Origin of the sequence: Tamlana sp. I1 (assembly GCF_015355625.1) — a bacterium.
GTDB lineage: Bacteria > Bacteroidota > Bacteroidia > Flavobacteriales > Flavobacteriaceae > Pseudotamlana.
Genome location: NZ_JACLAF010000008.1, coordinates 142985 through 163656, shown reverse-complemented (window position 1 = coordinate 163656; position 20672 = coordinate 142985). Strand labels below are relative to the sequence as shown.

General features: G+C 35.2%; 14 protein-coding genes. 3 read left to right on the top strand and 11 right to left on the bottom strand.

Translation table 11 applies throughout. The features are described 5' to 3' along the window. Window positions 1-230: 230 nt before the first annotated feature. The 4 genes from fsa to H6X70_RS08960 form a co-directional block, all read right to left on the bottom strand. A complete protein-coding gene (fsa, locus tag H6X70_RS08975; RefSeq protein WP_067147140.1) occupies window positions 231-884 on the bottom strand; it encodes a fructose-6-phosphate aldolase in 654 nt (217 codons plus the stop codon). A 2-nt stretch (window positions 885-886) separates the two neighbouring features. Beyond that, window positions 887-2932: a transketolase family protein gene (locus tag H6X70_RS08970; RefSeq protein WP_194767338.1), complete on the bottom strand. Its 2046-nt coding sequence runs from the start codon at window positions 2930-2932 to the stop codon at window positions 887-889. A gap of 563 nt (window positions 2933-3495) precedes the next feature. Next, on the bottom strand, window positions 3496-4455 hold the full coding sequence (locus H6X70_RS08965; protein ID WP_194767337.1) for an OmpA family protein: 960 nt from the start codon (window positions 4453-4455) through the stop codon (window positions 3496-3498). Window positions 4456-4480: 25 nt separating this feature from the next. Then, window positions 4481-5242 carry an exodeoxyribonuclease III gene (locus H6X70_RS08960; RefSeq protein ID WP_194767336.1) on the bottom strand — a complete coding sequence of 254 codons (762 nt, stop codon included), beginning with the start codon at window positions 5240-5242 and terminating at the stop codon, window positions 4481-4483. Between the two features lie 178 nt (window positions 5243-5420). On the opposite strand from H6X70_RS08960, the gene H6X70_RS08955 reads away from it, so the two are divergent. Next, entirely contained in the window at window positions 5421-8843 is a 3423-nt protein-coding gene (locus H6X70_RS08955) for a hypothetical protein (protein WP_194767335.1), read from the top strand. Between the two features lie 73 nt (window positions 8844-8916). On the opposite strand, the gene H6X70_RS08950 is transcribed toward H6X70_RS08955, so the two are convergent. From H6X70_RS08950 to H6X70_RS08930, 5 genes are all read right to left on the bottom strand, one after another. Continuing rightward, window positions 8917-9660 carry a succinate dehydrogenase/fumarate reductase iron-sulfur subunit gene (locus H6X70_RS08950; protein ID WP_194767334.1) on the bottom strand — a complete coding sequence of 248 codons (744 nt, stop codon included), beginning with the start codon at window positions 9658-9660 and terminating at the stop codon, window positions 8917-8919. A gap of 171 nt (window positions 9661-9831) precedes the next feature. Continuing rightward, window positions 9832-10350, bottom strand: a complete 519-nt coding sequence (locus H6X70_RS08945) for a lipocalin family protein (RefSeq protein WP_194767333.1) — start codon at window positions 10348-10350, stop codon at window positions 9832-9834. Window positions 10351-10388: 38 nt separating this feature from the next. Further along, window positions 10389-12401, bottom strand: coding sequence for a fumarate reductase/succinate dehydrogenase flavoprotein subunit (locus H6X70_RS08940; RefSeq protein WP_068601353.1), 2013 nt, complete (start codon window positions 12399-12401; stop codon window positions 10389-10391). Between the two features lie 11 nt (window positions 12402-12412). Next, window positions 12413-13093 carry a succinate dehydrogenase cytochrome b subunit gene (locus tag H6X70_RS08935; RefSeq protein WP_194767332.1) on the bottom strand — a complete coding sequence of 227 codons (681 nt, stop codon included), beginning with the start codon at window positions 13091-13093 and terminating at the stop codon, window positions 12413-12415. A 158-nt stretch (window positions 13094-13251) separates the two neighbouring features. Continuing rightward, the gene (locus H6X70_RS08930) at window positions 13252-15102 is read right to left on the bottom strand and encodes a zinc-dependent metalloprotease (protein ID WP_194767331.1); all 1851 of its coding nucleotides are present in this window, start codon (window positions 15100-15102) and stop codon (window positions 13252-13254) included. A 110-nt stretch (window positions 15103-15212) separates the two neighbouring features. Between H6X70_RS08930 and H6X70_RS08925 the strand changes: the two genes are divergently transcribed. Next, window positions 15213-16505 (top strand): aminopeptidase P family protein, encoded by a 1293-nt coding sequence (locus H6X70_RS08925; protein WP_194767330.1) that lies wholly within the window; start codon window positions 15213-15215, stop codon window positions 16503-16505. 94 nt (window positions 16506-16599) lie between these two features. On the opposite strand, the gene H6X70_RS08920 is transcribed toward H6X70_RS08925, so the two are convergent. Continuing rightward, window positions 16600-17922, bottom strand: coding sequence for an aspartate kinase (locus H6X70_RS08920; RefSeq protein WP_194767329.1), 1323 nt, complete (start codon window positions 17920-17922; stop codon window positions 16600-16602). A gap of 110 nt (window positions 17923-18032) precedes the next feature. Between H6X70_RS08920 and H6X70_RS08915 the strand changes: the two genes are divergently transcribed. Next, the gene (locus H6X70_RS08915; RefSeq protein WP_194767328.1) at window positions 18033-18689 is read left to right on the top strand and encodes a hypothetical protein; all 657 of its coding nucleotides are present in this window, start codon (window positions 18033-18035) and stop codon (window positions 18687-18689) included. 17 nt (window positions 18690-18706) lie between these two features. On the opposite strand, the gene H6X70_RS08910 is transcribed toward H6X70_RS08915, so the two are convergent. Further along, window positions 18707-20389, bottom strand: a complete 1683-nt coding sequence (locus tag H6X70_RS08910; RefSeq protein WP_194767327.1) for an FAD-dependent oxidoreductase — start codon at window positions 20387-20389, stop codon at window positions 18707-18709. Window positions 20390-20672 lie beyond the last annotated feature (283 nt).

Sequence of the window (20672 nt, the reverse complement as noted above, 5' to 3'; positions counted from 1 at the left end):
GTTTCATTAGAATTTATTAGTTTCAAAGGTGATAATAGTCGTAAATAAGGCTAAAAACTTTCTTTAAGACGCCAAAACCACATTTCAAATAGACTATAAATTTACAAACAAAAACTGTGAATCTGTTATTCTGTCAATGGCGGTCATAAAAATCTTAAAAAGAAAAAGCTTCCCTTTTCAAGAACATATCCTGAAAAGAGAAGCTTTAAAAAATTTATACTTTTAAAGGACTAGTTTCCTTTTTTGTAATCTTCTAAGAATTTCGCTAAACCGATATCGGTTAAAGGGTGTTTTAATAAGCCTTTAATAGACGATAATGGTCCTGTCATTACATCAGATCCTAATTTTGCACAATCAATAACGTGCATTGTGTGACGTACTGAAGCTGCTAAAATTTGAGTTTCGAAACCGTAGTTATCGTAAATCTGTCTGATTTCTGCAATAAGGTTTAAACCGTCTGTAGAAATATCATCTAATCTTCCAATAAAAGGAGACACATAAGTAGCACCTGCTTTTGCAGCCAATAAAGCTTGGCCAGCAGAGAATACTAAAGTTACGTTCGTTCTAATCCCTTTATCTGAAAAATATTTACAAGCTTTAATACCATCGGCAATTAAAGGAAGTTTTACCACGATTTGTGGGTGTAAAGCAGCAAGGGCTTCACCTTCTTTTACCATACCTTCAAAATCGGTTGAAATGACCTCGGCACTTACATCACCATCAACAATATCACAGATTTTTGTATAGTGTGCTAAAATATTTTCAGCACCTGTAATACCTTCTTTCGCCATTAAAGACGGGTTTGTTGTTACCCCATCTAAAACACCTAAAGCCTGTGCTTCAGCGATATCATCAAGGTTTGCTGTATCAATAAAAAATTTCATAATTATGCAGTTTTATATGCTGTTTTTAAATATTCTAATACTTCGTTACTTACTTTTTCGCCGGTGAATCCGAATTTCTCGTCCAATACACCTGCAGGAGCAGAGTAACCGAAATGATCGACTCCAAACACTTTTCCGTTAGCACCAACAAGACCTTCTAAGTTCACCGGTAAACCAGCTGTCAAACCAAATAATGGTTTGTCTTGTGGGATAACGCTGTTTTGATATGCTTTAGATTGTAATCTGAAAACACCTTCAGAAATTACAGAAGCGATGTTTACTTTTAATCCTTTTTCAGCTTCTAAAATTTCAGCAGCAGCGATTAAAGTTGCCACCTCAGAACCGTTTGCGATAAGCACCACATCTGGGTTTTCAACTTCTTTCACTAAATACCCACCTTTTTCGGCAGCTAAAGCCTCTTGGTATCTTGATGCGCCTTGAGGAGCCACATCTTTAATACCTTGTCTAGAAAGTATTAAACCTGTAGGTGTATTTTTATTTTCTAGCGCCATTTTCCAAGCCACGTTTGTTTCTGCTGAATCGGCAGGACGTAAAGCTAAGAAACTTGGGTTTCCGCTGTGGTTTTTTAATTTTTCAAGTAAACGAATTTGCGCTTCTTGCTCGATTGGTTGGTGTGTTGGACCATCTTCACCTACTCTAAAGGCATCGTGAGTCCATACATATTTAACACCCAATTCTTGAATACCACTTAAACGAATGGCTGGTTTCATATAATCTGAAAACACGAAGAATGTTGCTACAACTGGAATGATACCACCGTGTAAAGCCAATCCGTTTGCGATACAAGCCATAGTTAACTCAGCAACACCAGCTTGTAAAAAGGCTCCTGAAAAATCACCTTTTTTCATCGCGTGAGTTTTCTTTAAGAAACCATCCGTTTTATCTGAATTTGATAAATCAGCAGAAGACACAATCATGTTTTCTACATTTTCAGCAAGGTATCCTAAAACCGCTGAAGACGCTGCTCTAGTTGCTAAACCTTCTTTTTGAGGAATGTTAAAATCTAATTCTGGTAATTCTCCAGAGAAGAAGAAGTCTAATTTCTCTGCTAATACAGGATTAGCTTCTCTCCACGTATTAATTTCTGCTTTCTTTTCAGCAGCTTTGGCTGTTTTTTCAGCAATGATATTTTTATAGAAATCGGCTACTTCAGGATAAATCTCAAATGGATTATTAACGTCTGCACCTAAATTTTCTAATGTTTTTTCGTAATCGGCTCCAGTAGCTCCAATTGGCTGACCGTGTAATTCGCAATAACCTTCAAACATACCACCATCGGCAGTTACACAACCTTTACCCATAATGGTTTTACCAATAATTAAGGTTGGTTTTTCAGTTTCAGCATTAGCATCTTTTAAAGCTTTTCTAATTTCATCGTGGTTATGCCCGTCGATAGTAACAACTTTCCATCCCCAAGACTCGTATTTCATAGCCGTATCTTCGGTAGTCACCTCATCGGTAGATGTTGATAACTGGATATCGTTAGAATCGAAAAACATGATAAAGTTGCTTAACCCTAAGTGTCCAGCAATACGCCCTGCACCTTGAGAAACTTCTTCTTGAATACCACCATCAGAAATAAACCCATAAACTTTATGGTTCATCCAATCGCCAAATTTAGCTTGTAAAAACTTCGCACCAATAGCAGCTCCCACACCCATCGTGTGTCCTTGCCCTAATGGTCCAGAGGTGTTTTCAATACCACGTTTTACATCAACTTCTGGGTGACCAGGTGTGATAGAACCCCATTGTCTGAAATTAGCAACATCATCTTTAGCATAGTTACCTAATAGGTAATACTGTGCATACATTAAAGTAGACAAGTGACCGGCATCCATAAAGAAACGGTCTCTAAACGGCCACTCCATATCTGTAGGGTCATAATTAAAAAATTCCGAGTATAAAATGTGCATAAAATCTGCACCACCCATAGGGCCACCTGGGTGACCTGATTTCGCTTTTTCTACCATAGCAACAGCTAATGCTCTAATATTATCTGCTGCTTGCTGATCATTTTGTTTGTTCATTTTCTAATTATAATTTGTATTTAATAGCCTGTATTCTTCAGTACTTAACTTTAAAATAAATGTATTCTAATTGCAAATAGATTTTTCAGAATCAATTTAATAAGTTGATAACCTTTGCAAATATATAATAATTATTTTACAAGTGTAAAAAAAACACTTACTAGTTTTTAAAATCATTAATCGCTTTATGATTTAATTTTTGCAAATATATAACCTTTAATTAGTTGAGTTTGTAAAATCTAGAGAAATTACTAAAAAATAACGAAAGCGTTTAAGTTGATTTTAGTTGTGAGAGTTGATCGTGTTAAAATGATTGTATTAGAAAAAGAGAGCTTCATTATAATTTATATAAATTTTACAATCTAGCTGAAACTACACAGTTATCAAAATAATTTACAAGGCTTAACTCTTTAAAACAACTCCGAATCTATTTATTTACCGATACCCACCTCAAAGCGTTCTTCTGAAATCCTTCTCATTTTCGCTGAGAAAACATCCTAAAAGCATAAAAAAGGCTGTCTTTTCAGACAGCCTTAAACTTTTATATTTTAATCAAACAAGTTTTACTTCTCGTTTAACAACTTAGATAGTTCATCTAATTTCGGAGTTAAAATCACTTCTATACGTCTGTTAGTCGCACGACCACTAGGCGATTCGTTAGAAGCTATAGGTGCAAATTCACCACGACCTGCAGCCGTTAAATTCTCAGGATTAATGGCTTTATTCTCTCTTAGAATATTCACAATTGATGTTGCACGTTTTGTAGACAAATCCCAGTTACTCGTTAATGGACCATTACCTTTATAGGGTACATTATCGGTATGTCCTTCAATTAAAACAGCAATATCTGGATTCACACCCAAAACATTTCCAAGTTGCTCAACAGCACGACGCCCTTCAGTGCCTACCGCCCAACTTCCTGAATTAAATAACAGTTTATTTTCCATAGACACATAAACCTTTCCTTCCTTTTGCTCTACAGTTAAACCCTTGCCTTCAAAATCGGTTAAGGCTTTTGATATGGCATCTTTTAAGGTACTCATTGCAGCGTCTTTAGCCGCGATAACACTCTCTAATTCTGCAACACGATTCGAGCGATCTTCAAGTTCTTTTTTAAGTTTTGCCAAACGAGTGATTTCAGCTGATAAAGCGCGCTCTTTAGCTTCAAGATCTGCTAATAATTCTCTGTTCTTTTTAGAATTCGATGCAATGGCAGCCGAACTATTTTTCTCTAATGCACTATATGACGATTTTAAAGTTTCAAGATTGGCATAGGTTGCATTGTAATCGGCTTGCAGCTTGTTGCGTTCGGCAATGGCTTTTTCATAAGCTTTTCTAGAATCCTTTAAAGCATTTTCAACTTCAACTTTTGCTGTGAGAAGCGATTCGTTTTCATCTGACAATTTGCGATTTTCCTTTTTTAATTCGGCATATTTAGCCTCTAAATCCTTGTATATTTTGGGAGATACACAAGAAGCTAAAAGGGTAATTGTAAAAATGGTTAAGACACTTTTTTTAATCATGGTGTTTAAAGTTATCATTTAGTTATTAATCTTCTATTTCTAGCAGTATCGGACAATGGTCGCTATGTACTGCTTCCGTTAAAATAACGGCTCTTTTAATTCTTTCTTGTAAAGGTTGCGAAACCATCGCATAATCCAATCGCCAGCCTTTATTGTTGGCACGTGCATTCGCTCTGTACGACCACCAACTGTACTGTTGCAATTCTGGGTTTATATACCTAAACGAATCTATAAATCCGCTATCTATAAACCTTCCCAACCATTCACGCTCTACAGGTAAAAACCCTGAAACGCCCTTCATTTTTGGGTTATGAATATCAATTTCTTCATGACAAATATTATAATCGCCACAAATAATTAAATTAGGAATACTTAGTTTTAACGTGTTTATATAATCTTGAAAAAGATCCATATATTCCAATTTATGATCCAATCGCGCATCGTTAGTTCCCGAAGGCAAATACAAACTCATTACCGAAACATCATCAAAATCTACACGCAAATTTCGACCTTCGAAGTCCATCGAAGCAATTCCTGTGCCATACTCGATATGATTAGGCTCTTTTTTGCTTAAAATAGCAACACCGCTATAGCCTTTTTTTTGTGCTGAATACCAATAATTATATACATATCCTGCTTTTTCAAAAAGACTTAAATCCAACTGTTCCTTTAATGCTTTTATTTCCTGAAGACAAATAACATCGGGGTTTGCACTTATTAACCAATCGATAAAACCTTTATTCATAGCGGCTCTAACGCCATTTACATTGTAAGATATAATTTTCATTATTTGTGTTTTTGAATTAAAAATGGAAGACTTCAAGTAAAATGAAGGGTAACATTTTATAAAACGCGTTAATTTCAGCTAAAATAAATAATACGTTACTTTTACACTATTATTTTACGGTTGATTTAGCTTAGGCTATTCACAAAATAATTTAAGGGATTTACAGTTTAAGTATCCAATGAAGTGTTTCACGTATATTCTTTTGTTTTTCATCGGTTTTTGTGGGTTTTCACAAAGCAAAACCTCGAACTATAGAACTAAAAAAGTTGCTGTAACGGACACTATTTATATAGAGAATGTAAGCATAAATTCAAGTGGTTTTTCAATCTACAGAAAAGACCAAACCCCAATTGACTCGACACTTTACAAAGTAGATTTTGCCAAAGCCATTTTAACATTTAATACGCCTATTGATACAGACACGATACTTATTAAGTATTTAAAATACCCAGAGTTTCTAACCAAAACTTACAAACAACTGGATGAAGCCATTATTGTAAACAATAATAACCAAAACCAAAGTCTTTACAAATTTACTCAGTCTAACAGCTCTAAACAATTTATTCCTTTTGATGGACTAAGTTCTTCCGGAAGTATTTCACGTGGCATTACCGTAGGAAACAACCAAAATGCGGTTTTAAGAAGCGAATTAGATCTTCAAATTACAGGAAAACTAAACGATAAAGTGTCGCTTCGCGCTTCCATTCAAGACGCCAATATCCCTTTACAAGAAAGCGGTTATTCCCAGCGTTTAGATGAATTCGACCAAGTTTTTATAGAGCTTTTTACCGACCGATGGAACATTCGCGCTGGAGATATAGACCTTATTAATACCAACTCTTATTTTTCAAAATTCTCTAAACGTGTACAAGGTTTAAATTTTAATGTAAACTTAGGAAACGACAACCATGAAACCAATCTGTTTGCTGCAGGCGCCATTGTTCGCGGACAATTTACACGCAGTCAATTTACCGCCCAAGAAGGCAACCAAGGCCCTTATAAATTACAAGGCCCTAATGGCGAATTGTATGTGCTTATTGTTTCTGGAAGCGAAACCCTGTTTGTAAATGGTGTCGCTTTAAAACGCGGTGAAGACCAAGATTATATTATCGATTATAATGCCGGCGAGATCATTTTTAACTCAACATTTCCCATCACTTCCGAAATGCGTGTTATTGTCGATTATCAATTTAGCGAACGCAACTACACACGTTTTGTAGGTTATGGCGGAGCAACTTATGAAAGTAAAAAACTAAATATTGGTGTTTCGGTATATTCTGAAAATGATGCAAAAAATCAACCACTGCAACAAAATCTTTCTGAAGATCAAGTTGCTATTTTAGAGCAGGCTGGAAACGATCAAACAAAAATGGTTTCACCTTCGGGCACAAGAACCGAATACAATCAAAACCGAATTTTATACAAAAAAGAAATCCTAAACGGCGAAGAAATCTACGTGTTTTCAAACGATGCTAGCGATGAGTTATACAGTGTAACCTTCTCCCTTGTTGGCGAAAACCAAGGCGCATACCGATTAAGCAGTATAAACGCCATTAATAATATTTATGAATATGTTGGTCCCGGCCAGGGCTTTTATGCGCCAATTACACAACTTGTAGCACCAAAAAAATTACAACTTGCCGTGGTAAACGGCGTGTATAAACCAAGCCAAAAAACCACGATTAGTTTTGAAGGCTCGGGCAGTAAATATGATGAAAATTTGTTTTCAACCATTGATGACGACGAAAACGATGGCTTCGCGGGCAAAATAACCCTTGAACAAGCGCTGATTAAAAGTGACAACAACTGGAATTTAAATGTGTTTTTAGACACCGATTACATCAGTTCAAACTACCGAAATATTGAAGGACTTTACAATCCAGAATTTAACCGCGATTGGAACCTCGACCAAACCAACCTAAGCGGTATTGGTTACAATTTAGGAAACCAAACATTATTGAATACAGGTGCGCGAATTGCTCATAACAAAAAAGGATTTGCAGATTACACCTACGAGCACTTAAATTTCTCTGATGGTTTTAATGGAAATCGTCATTTAACAAACATAAATTTACAACTAAATAAATTCAATATCACTTCATTTTCAAGCTTTTTAAAAACTACTTCAACCATAAACAACTCCTCGTTTTCTAGGTCGTATAACCGTGTAACTTATAGTCTAAACAAAAGTTGGGTTGGCGCAAAATTCGCCTTTGAAAACAACGAACAAAGAGAGGTCGCGACACAAACCCTCACGGCTTTAAGTCAGAAATATAAAGCTTACGAAGCCTTTTACGGTATTGGCGATAGCACCAAAATTTTTGCTCAAGTAGGTTATATAAATCGGGTTAACGATAGTATTAGAAATAACAGTCTGGAAAAAGTAAACACCTCGAACACCGTGTATCTCGACTCTAGAATTATTCAAAACAAAAACACCAATTTATCATTATACGCCAATTATAGAAACCTAAAAAGTGAAGATGCTACTATTAAAGATGAGCAATCTATAAATTCCCGATTGCAATTCAGTCAGAAATTATTCAAGCAACTTATTTTTTGGAATACCATTTTTGAAACCAATTCGGGTACTTTACCGCTTCAAGATTTCACTTACGTGGAAGTAGAACCCGGACAAGGTGCTTACACGTGGATTGATTACAATGAAAATGGCATTCAAGAGCTTGAAGAATTTGAACTGGCGCAGTTTCAAGATCAAGGCACCTACATTCGGGTGCTTTTACCAAACCGTATTTTTGTGAAGACTCACCAAAACCGACTGAGCCAAACCCTAACCATTAACCCTTCGCAATGGTCGGTTTCCGAAAAAAAATCAAAACGGTTTTGGTCACACTTTTATAACCAAACCAGTTATTTAGTAGACCGAAAAATGCAACGTAACAACTCTGGTTTTAATCTAAATCCTTTTGAAAACAGTGAAGATGACCTATTAGGTTTACAGCTTAATTTTAGAAATGTTTTCTTTTTTAACCGCGGAAAACAACGTTACACAACGTCTTACACCTATCTTGAAAACACAAGTAGAAATATACTTTCCATTGGTTTTATTGAAAATAGTTTGAGCAGTCATCAAATAAATTTCAATCATAAAATTGTTGAAAGTTGGCTTATCAATATGCTCGCTTCATTTAACACCAATGAAAGTAAAAGTGAAAATTTCACAAGCAAAAATTACAATTTAAATGAATCGATTTTAAATCCTAAGCTATCCTATTTATTTAATGATAATTCCAGTTTCGATATCTTTTATCAAACAACGAAGAAAAACAATACCATTGGCGACGAAGAAACGCTAAATCAAAATAAATACGGTGCTTCATTTACATTGGGAAGCAGTGAAAAAAGTGCCGTGAATGGCGAATTTAATTATATTTCTAATCGTTTTACAGGAAACGCCAACACACCAGTAGCATATCAAATATTAGAAGGCTTACAGCCTGGGAAAAACTTTACGTGGACTTTATTAGCCCAACGAAAACTCACTAAATTTTTAGATTTAAATCTAAGCTACTTCGGAAGAAAAACAGAAACCAGTAAAACCATCCATTCAGGGTCTGTACAATTGAAAGCTTATTTTTAATTTCAAATCACCCATAAAAAAAAGCCCATATCATTCGATACGGGCTTTTAAAATATATGATTTTAATAGATGCTTATTTAAGCGCAGCTTTCATAAGTTCTCTATTCATTCTAGCGATATTATCTAATGAAATGCCTTTAGGACATTCCACTTCACAAGCACCAGTGTTGGTACAGTTACCAAAACCTTCAAGATCCATTTGGGCTACCATGTTTTTAACACGTTCGGCAGCTTCAACCTGACCTTGTGGTAATAATGCATATTGCGATACTTTAGCACCTACGAATAACATCGCAGATGAGTTTTTACAAGTCGCCACACAAGCACCACAACCAATACAAGTTGCAGCATCCATAGCCTCATCGGCTGCGATTTTAGATATCGGTAATGAGTTAGCATCTTGCGTATTACCCGAAGTATTTACAGAAATATACCCTCCAGCGTGTTGAATACGCTCAAAAGCCATTCTATCAACAATTAAATCTTTAATTACAGGGAAAGCTGCTGCTCTCCAAGGCTCGATAGTAATGGTATCACCATCTTTAAACATTCTCATGTGTAACTGGCAAGTAGTAACTCCTCTATCAGGACCGTGTGCTTCACCGTTAATATATAAAGAACACATACCACATATTCCTTCACGACAATCATGATCGAAAGCTACTGGCTCTTCACCAGAGTTTACCAATTGTTCGTTTAAAACATCCATCATTTCAAGGAAAGACATATGTTCTGAAATATCAGTTACTTTATAATCGACCATTTGACCCTTTGCATTTGAGTCTTTTTGTCTCCAAATTTTAAGTGTTAAATTCATTTTTATTCTCTTTTAAAAAAAGCTCATTACCTAGCTTTAATATTGTGATAATAATTCAATTTTTTAGAATAAGAAAAAAGAAAATAGTAAACAGATTATTAATCTCAATCCATTTTTAAAACCTATAGTCGTTCTTTAAAATTCTTCATTTTTACTTTCTATTTTTTGAAATTATTTTTCAAGTATTACTATTAAAGAAGCATTTACATAAACCAATTTCCCTTCAGAGTTTCTTGTTAACAAATCAATACTCTCACTTGTTCCTGTAATTTTATTTCCATCAATATTAAATATTGATTTTTCAATAACACCATCAGAATCATATGACAAAGTTAAAACATCACCTTCAACAGTAAATGTTCCAGAACGATCTGACACATAACATTCTATTTGCTGTGTTTCCATGTTATTAGAATCTCGTTCAAGCTCTAAAAAGGTATATTTAACAACAGAAGTATTATCTTCATTTAATGTGATAGAAAAATTCTGATGACAACTACTTTCCAATGCCTGATTTTCAGACGCAATGCCATCATTATTTATATCTGTGGAAGGCACAGTGTTGTATGATTCTAGTTCATAGGTGCCGAAAATTGAATTTTTATCACTATCTAATTTTTCTTCATTTGAAGAACAAGAATTTAATAAAAATACAGATAAGATACTAATAGTTAATATTTTGAAATTCATTTATATGTTTTTTTGTTTTAATGATTGAAACAATCATCTTATTTGTATGAACGTTGTTTCAGTTCAATGTCTTTAAATTCTAATTCTTCTTTGTGTAATACCGCATCTGCAGGCTCTCCTTTATACTCCCAAGCAGCAACGTATGCATAATTTACATCGTCACGTTTTGCTTCTCCTTCTTGCTCGCCATCAAGCTCAACAGACTCTTCTCTAAAGTGACCACCACAAGATTCAGCTCTGTTTAAAGCATCTTTAGCAAATAACTCTCCTAATTCAAGGAAATCTGCTACACGTCCAGCTTTTTCTAACTCAGGATTTAACTCGTTGGCACTTCCTGGAACTTTAACTTCTTTCCAGAATTCCTCACGAATCGCTTTAATTTCAGCCATAGCTTCAGTCAAGCCTTGAGCATTTCTAGACATCCCTACTTTATCCCACATTACTTTTCCAAGTTTTTTGTGGAAGTAGTCTACAGATTTTGTTCCCTTGTTGTTTATGAAGAAATCGATACGATCTTTTACTTCTTTTTCAACAGCATCAAATTCTGGAGTATTTGTTGGGATTTTTCCTGTTCTAATATCGTGCGATAAATAATCACCAATCGTATAAGGTAATACGAAATAACCATCGGCTAAACCTTGCATTAAAGCCGAAGCTCCAAGTCTGTTTGCACCGTGATCAGAGAAGTTAGCTTCACCAATACAATATAAACCTTCAACCGTTGTCATTAAGTTATAATCAACCCAAACACCACCCATGGTGTAGTGTGTTGCAGGATAAATCATCATCGGCGTTTTGTATGGATTTTGATCGACGATCTTCTCATACATTTGGAATAAGTTTCCGTATTTAGCCTCTACAATCGCTTGTCCTAATTCGTAGATTTTCTCTGCAGAAGGATTTGCAATGTTATGAATTTTTGCTTGTTCTTTACCGTAACGCTCGATTGCTGAAGCGAAATCTAAATAAACCGCTTCACCAGTAGCGTTAACACCAAATCCAGCATCACATCGCTCTTTAGCGGCTCTCGATGCTACATCACGAGGTACTAAGTTACCAAAGGCAGGGTAACGTCTTTCTAAGTAATAATCACGATCTGCTTCAGCAATTTCAGTAGGTTTTAATTTCCCTTGCTGAATCGCTTTAGCGTCTTCGATTTTTGCAGGTACCCAAATACGACCATCATTACGTAAAGACTCCGACATCAAGGTTAATTTAGACTGGTAGTCTCCCGAACGTGGAATACAAGTTGGGTGAATTTGTGTATAACAAGGGTTTGCGAAATACGCCCCTTTTTTATGAATTTTCCATGCTGCAGTAGCATTAGAACCCATCGCATTTGTTGAAAGGAAATAAACGTTACCGTAACCACCTGTTGCAATAACAACAGCGTGTGCCGAGTGACGCTCAATTTCACCAGTAATTAAATTACGAGCGATAATTCCTCTAGCTTTTCCGTCAATTTTAACAACGTCAAGCATTTCATGACGGTTAAACATTTCAATTTTACCACGAGCAATTTGTCTGTTCATCGCAGAGTAAGCTCCTAGTAATAATTGTTGTCCAGTTTGTCCTTTTGCGTAGAACGTTCTTGATACAAGAACCCCTCCAAATGAACGGTTATCTAATAATCCACCATAATCACGTGCAAAAGGAACTCCTTGTGCCACACATTGGTCGATAATATTTCCTGAAACCTCAGCCAAACGGTAAACGTTAGCCTCACGAGATCGGTAATCACCTCCTTTTACAGTATCGTAAAACAATCTGTAATTAGAATCGCCATCACCTTGATAATTTTTTGCTGCATTAATTCCCCCTTGTGCTGCAATAGAGTGCGCACGACGTGGAGAATCTTGGTAAGCAAATGCTTTTACATTATATCCTAATTCGGCTAATGTTGCAGATGCCGAACCTCCTGCTAAACCTGTTCCAACAACAATAATATCAATATTACGCTTGTTTGCAGGGTTTACTAAATTAATATGATTTTTATAATCTGTCCATTTATCTTTAAGTGGACCTTTTGGTATTTTTGAATCTAAAGCCATTCTATTGAAGATTAATGGTTAAAAAAATGATGGTAAAGTGCAATAAAAATAAACCCTAAAGGAATAATTATTGAATAGGCTTTACCAATAGTTTGTAAGGTCTTTTTTCTTCCTGCTGTACCTCCCATAGATTGGAAAGCCGAAGTGAATCCGTGTAATAAGTGTAATGCTAGAAACACAAAAGCAACAACATAAGCGCCAACACGAATTGGGTTTACGAATTTATGAACCAATTCTTCATAATAACGATACCCTTCTACACCTGCCATGGTACCAGACCAATCGCCTTTAATAAATTTCGCGTTGATTTCAGGAAACCAAAAATCAATAAAGTGTAAAATGATGAAAGCTAAGATAGCAACCCCACTCCAAATCATGTTTCTGCTTACCCAAGAAGAGTTTGCAGCGCCATTATTTTTAGCATAAGCTACACCATTTGCTTTTTTGTTTTTAATTTCTAATATGAATCCCATTACGAAATGAAAAATCACACCAAAAAGTAAAACAGGTTGTAAAGCAAATTGTATTAATGGGTTTGTCCCCATAAAGTGAGACACCTCGTTAAAAAGTTCTGGACTGATTACCGATAAAATATTAATAGCAAAATGCTGAAGTAAGAAAAACATGAGGAAGAATGCAGAAAGCGCCATGGCTACCTTCCTTCCTATCGAAGATTTAAAAAATCCGCTCATTAGTTAAGTTATTTTTAAGATTCTAGCAAAGGTAGTTCAGAACCGAATTATAGACAAATAACATTTGTCATGTTTTTGTTATTTAGAATCATTATAATTAACTACGTATTTTTACTTAGAAGTAAACTAAATATCTAAGTAAATTAACTTACAAAGCCCTATTCTAAGATGATTTTTTTTGTTAAGGCACCGCTTTTTGCTGAAATTTGGATAAAATAAACACCTTTTGAAAATGAAGTTAAATCGATTACAACGGGATTACTTAGATTAGAAACTTTATTTTCAAACATTATTCTGCCACTAACATCAGAAACAACTACGTATTCTAAATCAATTAATCCCCCCGACTGAATATAAAGCAATCCATTTGTTGGATTTGGATACAATTTAAGCTTGTGATTTGCAGAAAAATCTTCAGTACTTAACTGACAATTATAATGCGTCATAGGCGATTTACCCGAAAAACAACTAGAAGTTGGTACACTAGACTCACTTTTGCTTTGAACAATTTCAGCGGCTGTAATATTTTCAACAGTCAACACTCTTTTTTGAGCGCCCAAAGATATAGAATAATGCATCACATCATCAATTTCCTGGATAACATGTCCCAATTGATGGGCATGACCTAGTTCATGCAAAGCCACACTTTGAAAATCGACCCGAAAACCAGGTAAACCATCCCCAAAATACCAATTGGTTTCATCATCAAAAACCATATCTATCTCGGTCGGAAAAGCCTGAATATTATCTAAACTAGTGCCACACGCTGAAAAAGAATAACTAGTTTGCCCAATGGTTCCATCTGGTAATTCTGCGCCATTATCAAACCGAATCACATTGACACCATCAAACTCTGCCTTATCAATTGAAGTCACAGCACCTATTGTAAAGTTCACTCCTGTTTCACATCGCCAGGTCCCTAAAGCTGATAGATACGCTGCTTTTGCTCCTGCATGCTCAACATCGGCATCAAAACTAGTTTCCATTTGCCATTTATAGCCGCCACTCCCATCGTTATTTACATGACGTGTTGCAAAGGCATAATCTTTAGTTACGCCAGAAACTTCAATATCAAAAACAACATTAAGCAAGGCGTAAGTTATAGCTAAATCGGCAGTAGAGTCTATAATATTCGAATTAGAATCGGTAACACGAATATTACCATTTCCTGCATTATCAGGCACCTCAACAGTAATAGAAGTGGGTGTCCAATTTAAAATTTGAGTTTCTAGAGCATCAATATAATCAGGTACTCCCATTTTATCCTGTCCCCCAGAATCGGCATTTCTAAAACTCACTTTACCTTGAGTGTTTCCAAAATTACCTGTAGCCCCATTAGGAATAGAGATTGTAATTGTTGATTTCGTTCCTGCAGATACCGTGGTAGGTGCAAAAGTAATTTCAGTAGGCACCAAAACACTTTTTGACTGACTTATTTTTGAAATCGCATCAACAACATTAAAATTCTTAACTGCGATAAAAGCTGATTTTGTATAGTTTGAAATTTGTTTATAAAACGCACTAGAGATACCTTCCTGTGAATAAAATGGGTTTGAAACCACATCATTATGCAAGTTATATTTATAAAAACCTTGCAAACCACTATAAACTTTATAGTGTTTAATTTGATTTCCGCTTTTACTAGACTCTGAATGTTCAACTAAAGTAAAAACACCTAAATCATCACGTTTAAGTTGCAAACTATGAGTAACCATTTGATAATCGAAGCCAATAGTTCCGCCTTGGGTTACAATATCAATTAAAGAAGTGGTTTCACCTTTAAAAACCTTGTAAACAGCCACAGTGTTTGCTGTATAAATATTACCATCCGAACCCCAAAATGATTTTTTAGAAACCACTTTTCCTTCAACCACAACATTAGATTTCTCAACTTGTTGTTCTAACGGAATTTCTCGTAATAAAACTTGTGCATGAGAACTTAGAGATAGTATCAAACTAAAAAAGACAACAGTAAAAAAAGCTTTATAACAAGTAAGATTAATTACCATCTTCTTAATTTTTAGTTAAATAATGAGTAGAACCTTCCCAAATATAGCAAATAAACTCCTGAAATCGAACAGAATCAGTACTTTTATCTTCCTTTTAAAATTCTTAAAAAATGAAATACAGCCCAATTAATAGCAAGCTATTTATTAAAAACCGTGAAAACTTTAAAGCACAAATGCAACCTAAAAGTTTAGCCGTTTTTAATTCTAACGATATTTACCCCATAAGCGCAGACAGTACGCTACCTTTCGAACAACACCGCGATATTTTTTACTTAAGCGGCGTAGATCAAGAAGAAAGTATTTTAGTTTTATTTCCAGATTGCCCAAAAGAAAAGCATCGCGAAATTTTATTTTTAAAAGAAACAAATGAACATATTGCTATTTGGGAAGGCGAAAAACTAACCAAAGAAAAAGCTTTTGAAACCAGCGGCATAAAAACTGTGTATTGGCTGCAAGACATGGAAAAAATCATGTTTGAAATCATGACCCAATGCGACACCGTTTACATCAATACCAACGAACACTACAGAGCTAATGTTGATGTTGAAACCCGAGAGGACCGCTACACCAAATGGCTAAAAGACAAATACCCTGCGCACCGTGTTGCTAAAAGCAATCCTATTTTACAACGCTTACGCTCGGTTAAAAACCCTATTGAAATCGATTTAATCCAACAAGCTTGTAATATCACAGAAAAAGGCTTTCGCCGAATTTTAAATTTTGTAAAACCAGGTGTTTGGGAACATGAAATTGAAGCCGAATTTATGCATGAGTTTTTAAGAAACCGTTCTAAAAAATTCGCCTACACTCCTATTGTTGCATCAGGAAATAACGCTAATGTTTTACATTATGTTGAAAACAACCAACAGTGCCAAGCGGGCGAACTCATTTTAATGGATATTGGCGCCGAATACGCCAATTACTCAAGCGACATGACCCGTAGTGTTCCCGTTTCAGGAAAATTTACCGACCGCCAAAAAGCAGTTTACAATGCGGTTTTAAGAGTGAAAAATGAAGCTACAAAAATGCTTATTCCTGGTACCGATTGGACACAATACCACATTGAAGTTGGCAAACTTATGACTAGCGAATTACTTGGTCTTGGCTTACTAGACAAAGCCGATGTGCAAAACGAAAACCCAGAATGGCCCGCTTATAAAAAATACTTTATGCACGGCACCTCACACCACATGGGATTAGACACACATGATTACGGTATTTTAACCGACCCCATGGAAGCCAATATGGTCTTTACTGTCGAGCCTGGAATATACATTCCGAATGAAGGTTTTGGTATCCGTTTAGAAGACGATCTTGTTATTCAAGAAAATGGAGCACCCTTCAATTTAATGCAAAACATCCCTATTGAAGTTGAAGAAATTGAGGATATTATGAATTCATAAATCACCCTTCCGTTTTCACGGAATAAGATATATAAAACAAAAAAAGGGACGTTAAAATTAACGTCCCTTATGCTTTCAAAATCTTTAGATTAATCTAAGGAGTGACTAATTCAAATAAATAATCGTTTAGTTTTTGAAGCGTATTAATTTTATCTTCAGAATCAATTAATAATGAAATATTATTTTGACTTCCACCATATGAAATCATTCTAATTTTTACATCTTGTAAAATCTGGAAAAGTTTAAAAGTATCGTCGTGATTTACAACCTCATGCCCTACTAAACAAACAATACTCTGGTTTTTATCCACTTCAATAATGGCAATTTTCTCTAATTCAGCTAAAATTGCTTCTAAGTTCTTGTCGTCATCAATCGTTAATGAAACCGCTACTTCCGAAGTGGTAATCATATCGATAGATGTTTTATAAGTTTCGAAAATTTCAAACACTTTCTTTAAGAAACCATGTGCTTGCAACATTCTAGCCGACTTAATTTTTATAGCCGTAATACCATCTTTTGCCGCAATAGCCTTAATTCCGTCGCCAGAAGTTAAATTTGAAATTAATGTACCGTGTGCAGAAGGCTCCATCGTGTTTTTTAAACGTACCGGAATATTATCTACACGAACAGGCGTTACTGTTTGTGGGTGTAAAATTTTTGCTCCGAAATAAGCCAACTCTGCCGCTTCATCAAAAGATAAATTTGAAATAGGGTGCGTACCTTCAACATGTCTTGGGTCGTTATTATGCATCCCGTCGATATCGGTCCAGATTTGAACTTCTTCAGCAATAAAAGCTGCTCCAATTATAGTGGCCGTATAATCGCTACCACCACGTTGTAAATTTGAAATCTCACCTTCAGCATCTAAACAAATAAAACCTTGAGTGATGTATATTTGAGAATCTGGCGTATTGTCAAAAACACGTTTAAAATTTTCTTTAATATAGTTGATATCTGGTTCTTTATTTTCATCAATACGCATAAAATCTAATGCTGGCAATAACGCCGAACTTACGCCTTCTTGATTTAAATAAGCATTAAACATATAAGTAGAAAGTAATTCGCCTTGAGCAACAATTTGATTTTCTAAGGTTTCTAAAAAAGACTTACTCGTACAATCTCCTAAAAAAGCAAACACCTCTGAAACATAAGCTTTCACAGCAGTATTTAAAGCAGTATCATTTAAAAGTTCATCAATAGTAACTTTATATTTTTCATGAAGTTGGTTTACTTTTTCAACAGCATCTTGCGCTTTCCCTGCTTTAATATCTTGAGCAATTGCAACCAACTGATTTGTTGTTCCAGACATGGCCGAAAGCACAACAACCTTTTTAGCGCCATCGTTAATAATTTTTTTAACGTTGGACATATTTTCAACAGACCCTACAGAAGTCCCACCAAATTTTAATACTTTCATTGTCATTAATTTAAAGCGCGAAATTAGAATTCATTTGCATAACCACGATGTTTATTTAAAAAAAAGTTTATTTTTACACATATTGTTAAATAATTAACATTTGAAACTTTATGAAAACGGTATCCAATTGCGTTGAAGACATTTTAATTACACAACCTTATTTAGAGGAAGCCTTATCTAGAAACATCATTAATTTTAGTGCGCTTGCCATCGAATTGGTGGAACCAATAAGCAAAATGCTTAAAAAAGATGTAAAACCTGGTGCGATTATGATGGCACTTCGTCGCTACAATCCGCCAGCAACTTTATCGAATTCGGTAAAAATGAAAAGAGCCATTCAAAATTTAGGCGATATTACAGTACGTTCCAATCTTACCGATTTTACCGTAAAAAATTCGGATACATTAATTGATAACCATTCGAAAATCCTTGAACGCATCAAAATAGAATCAAAACCTTTTTACACCTTTACAAGAGGGATTCATGAAAGCAACCTGATTATTTCCAGCAGTTTAAATGAATTTATAAAAAAAGAATTAGAAAACGAAACACTGCTTGCTGTTCAAGAAGGCTTATCGGCCATCAGTATTAATTTACCACAAGACAACTCGAAAATTGCAGGCTTGTACTACCACTTTTTTAAACGTTTAGCTTGGGATGGCGTAGTGATGTATGAAGTAATTTCAACCACCAACGAATTTACCATTTTAGTTGAAGACGAATATGTAGACAAAGCATTTACGGCTATAAAACGCGTAAAATCTTAAAAAGGTTTTTAAGCTGATCAAACAACAACTTCTGGAACCTCAATTTGATCACTAAACATCGACCATAGCTTAAAACCACCTGCAAGGTTTGAAATTCTTTCTACCCCATTGTTTCTTAAAATACGTTCTGCTAAATAACCTCTTAGCCCTTTCTGACAAAAAATAATTATATTTTTATTTTTACTTTTAATTAAATCCATATGATTTCTTAAATCGTCCAATGGATAATTTAAGGCTCCAGGGATAGTACCTCGCTCATACTCATTTTCAGAGCGCACATCGAGTAGTAAATAATCTTCTTGAGAATCAGCATTTAATAATTCATAAAAAGCTTCAACCGTAATCTGTTCACTTTTTCCATTTATGATATTCTCAGCAACAAAACTGGATACAACAACAGGATCCTTGGCAGGTGAAAATGGTGGTGCATAAGCCAAATCTAATTGCGATAAATCGGTGATTTTAAGATTCGCATAAATAGCAGTACTTAATACATCAACACGCTTATCAACCCCAACTTCTCCAAATAATTCGGCACCTAAAATACGTTCGGTTTCAGGGTCAAAATAAATTTCAGTAATCAAATCTTTTTGTCCAGGATAGTAACCAGGCGTTGCTCCTGATACAGTTAACACCGTTTTAAAAGGAATTCCTTGAACTTCTAAAGCCGTCGCATTCATCCCTGTTCTAGCTAAAGTATAATCAAACACTTTTATAATAGCCGTTTTATAAGCTCCTTTAAATGAAATAGCGCCTCCCAAAGCATTTACTCCTGCAGCACGCCCGCCTTTATTAGAATGTGTCCCTAGCGGAAAATAATCAAAAGCATTGGTTTGTAAATTTTTTAGCGACACGTTATCGCCTGAAGCAAATACATCTTTAATAGAAGTTTCCATAAATTCATTCACTTTTAAAGCCCCATTTTCAATAGATTCTGCGCCTTCAGCCAATAATAAATCTGTATTGGGTTTTATACCTACACTTAAAATCACGAAATCGGTTGGAATACGGTTTCCGTCTTTTGTAATTACAGATTCAATGGTGCCGTCTTTATCAATATCAAATTTAGAAACCAAAGTACTGGTTAAAACCTCAACACCTTCAGACGTTAAAATGCGTTCCAAAAAATCGCCAAATTTCTTTTGCCACATAGTTAAAACATGTGAAGCCCCTTCAATTAAAGTCACTTTTTTTCCTGCTTCAATTAAATTTTCAGCCACTTCAACACCTATCAATCCAGCACCAACAACGGTTATATGTTTAGACGCTGTTGCCAAGCCTAATTTTACGATTTTATCGAAATCAGCCATAGAACGACAAGTCGACCAATTACGCGCTAATTTTATATTTGCAATGGGCGGCACCACCGGTCTCGCTCCCGTAGCGAATATCAGTTTGTCATAGTTATAAGAACCTAAGTTAGAAAACACCATTTTACCCTTAGTGTTTATGTTGATTACTTCTTCATTCAATCGAACGTCGATATTAAAACGGTTTTGAAGCAATTCGGGCTTAACCACCATCAACTTATCCCTACTATCAATAACACCAGAAAACGCATAAGGCATTCCGCAAGTCGCGTAACTTACATGCGCACCCTTTTCAAACAAAATAATTTCAGCCTGTTCGTTTTCTCTTCTAGCTTTAGCAGCAGCAGAAGGACCTGCAGATAAGCCTCCTATAACGATGATTTTTTCCATTTTAATTGTAAATTATATTCAAATTTCAACTAAACGCTTAAATTAGAGTGTAACTTTTATCACAAACTCAACCCTGATTAGACTTAAACAAGCATGTATCCCTACCACAATAAAATAAAGCAACGCATTAACAACAATGAATTAGTTGGCTACGAATATGTTGATAAATACAAACAAATTAGCCCCTGTTTATTGTTACATTTTTCAACCGAACCGAAAATTCGTCCTATAAGAGCACATCGCTTTGAAGAATACGAAGCACTTTTAAATAATCTTTCACAAT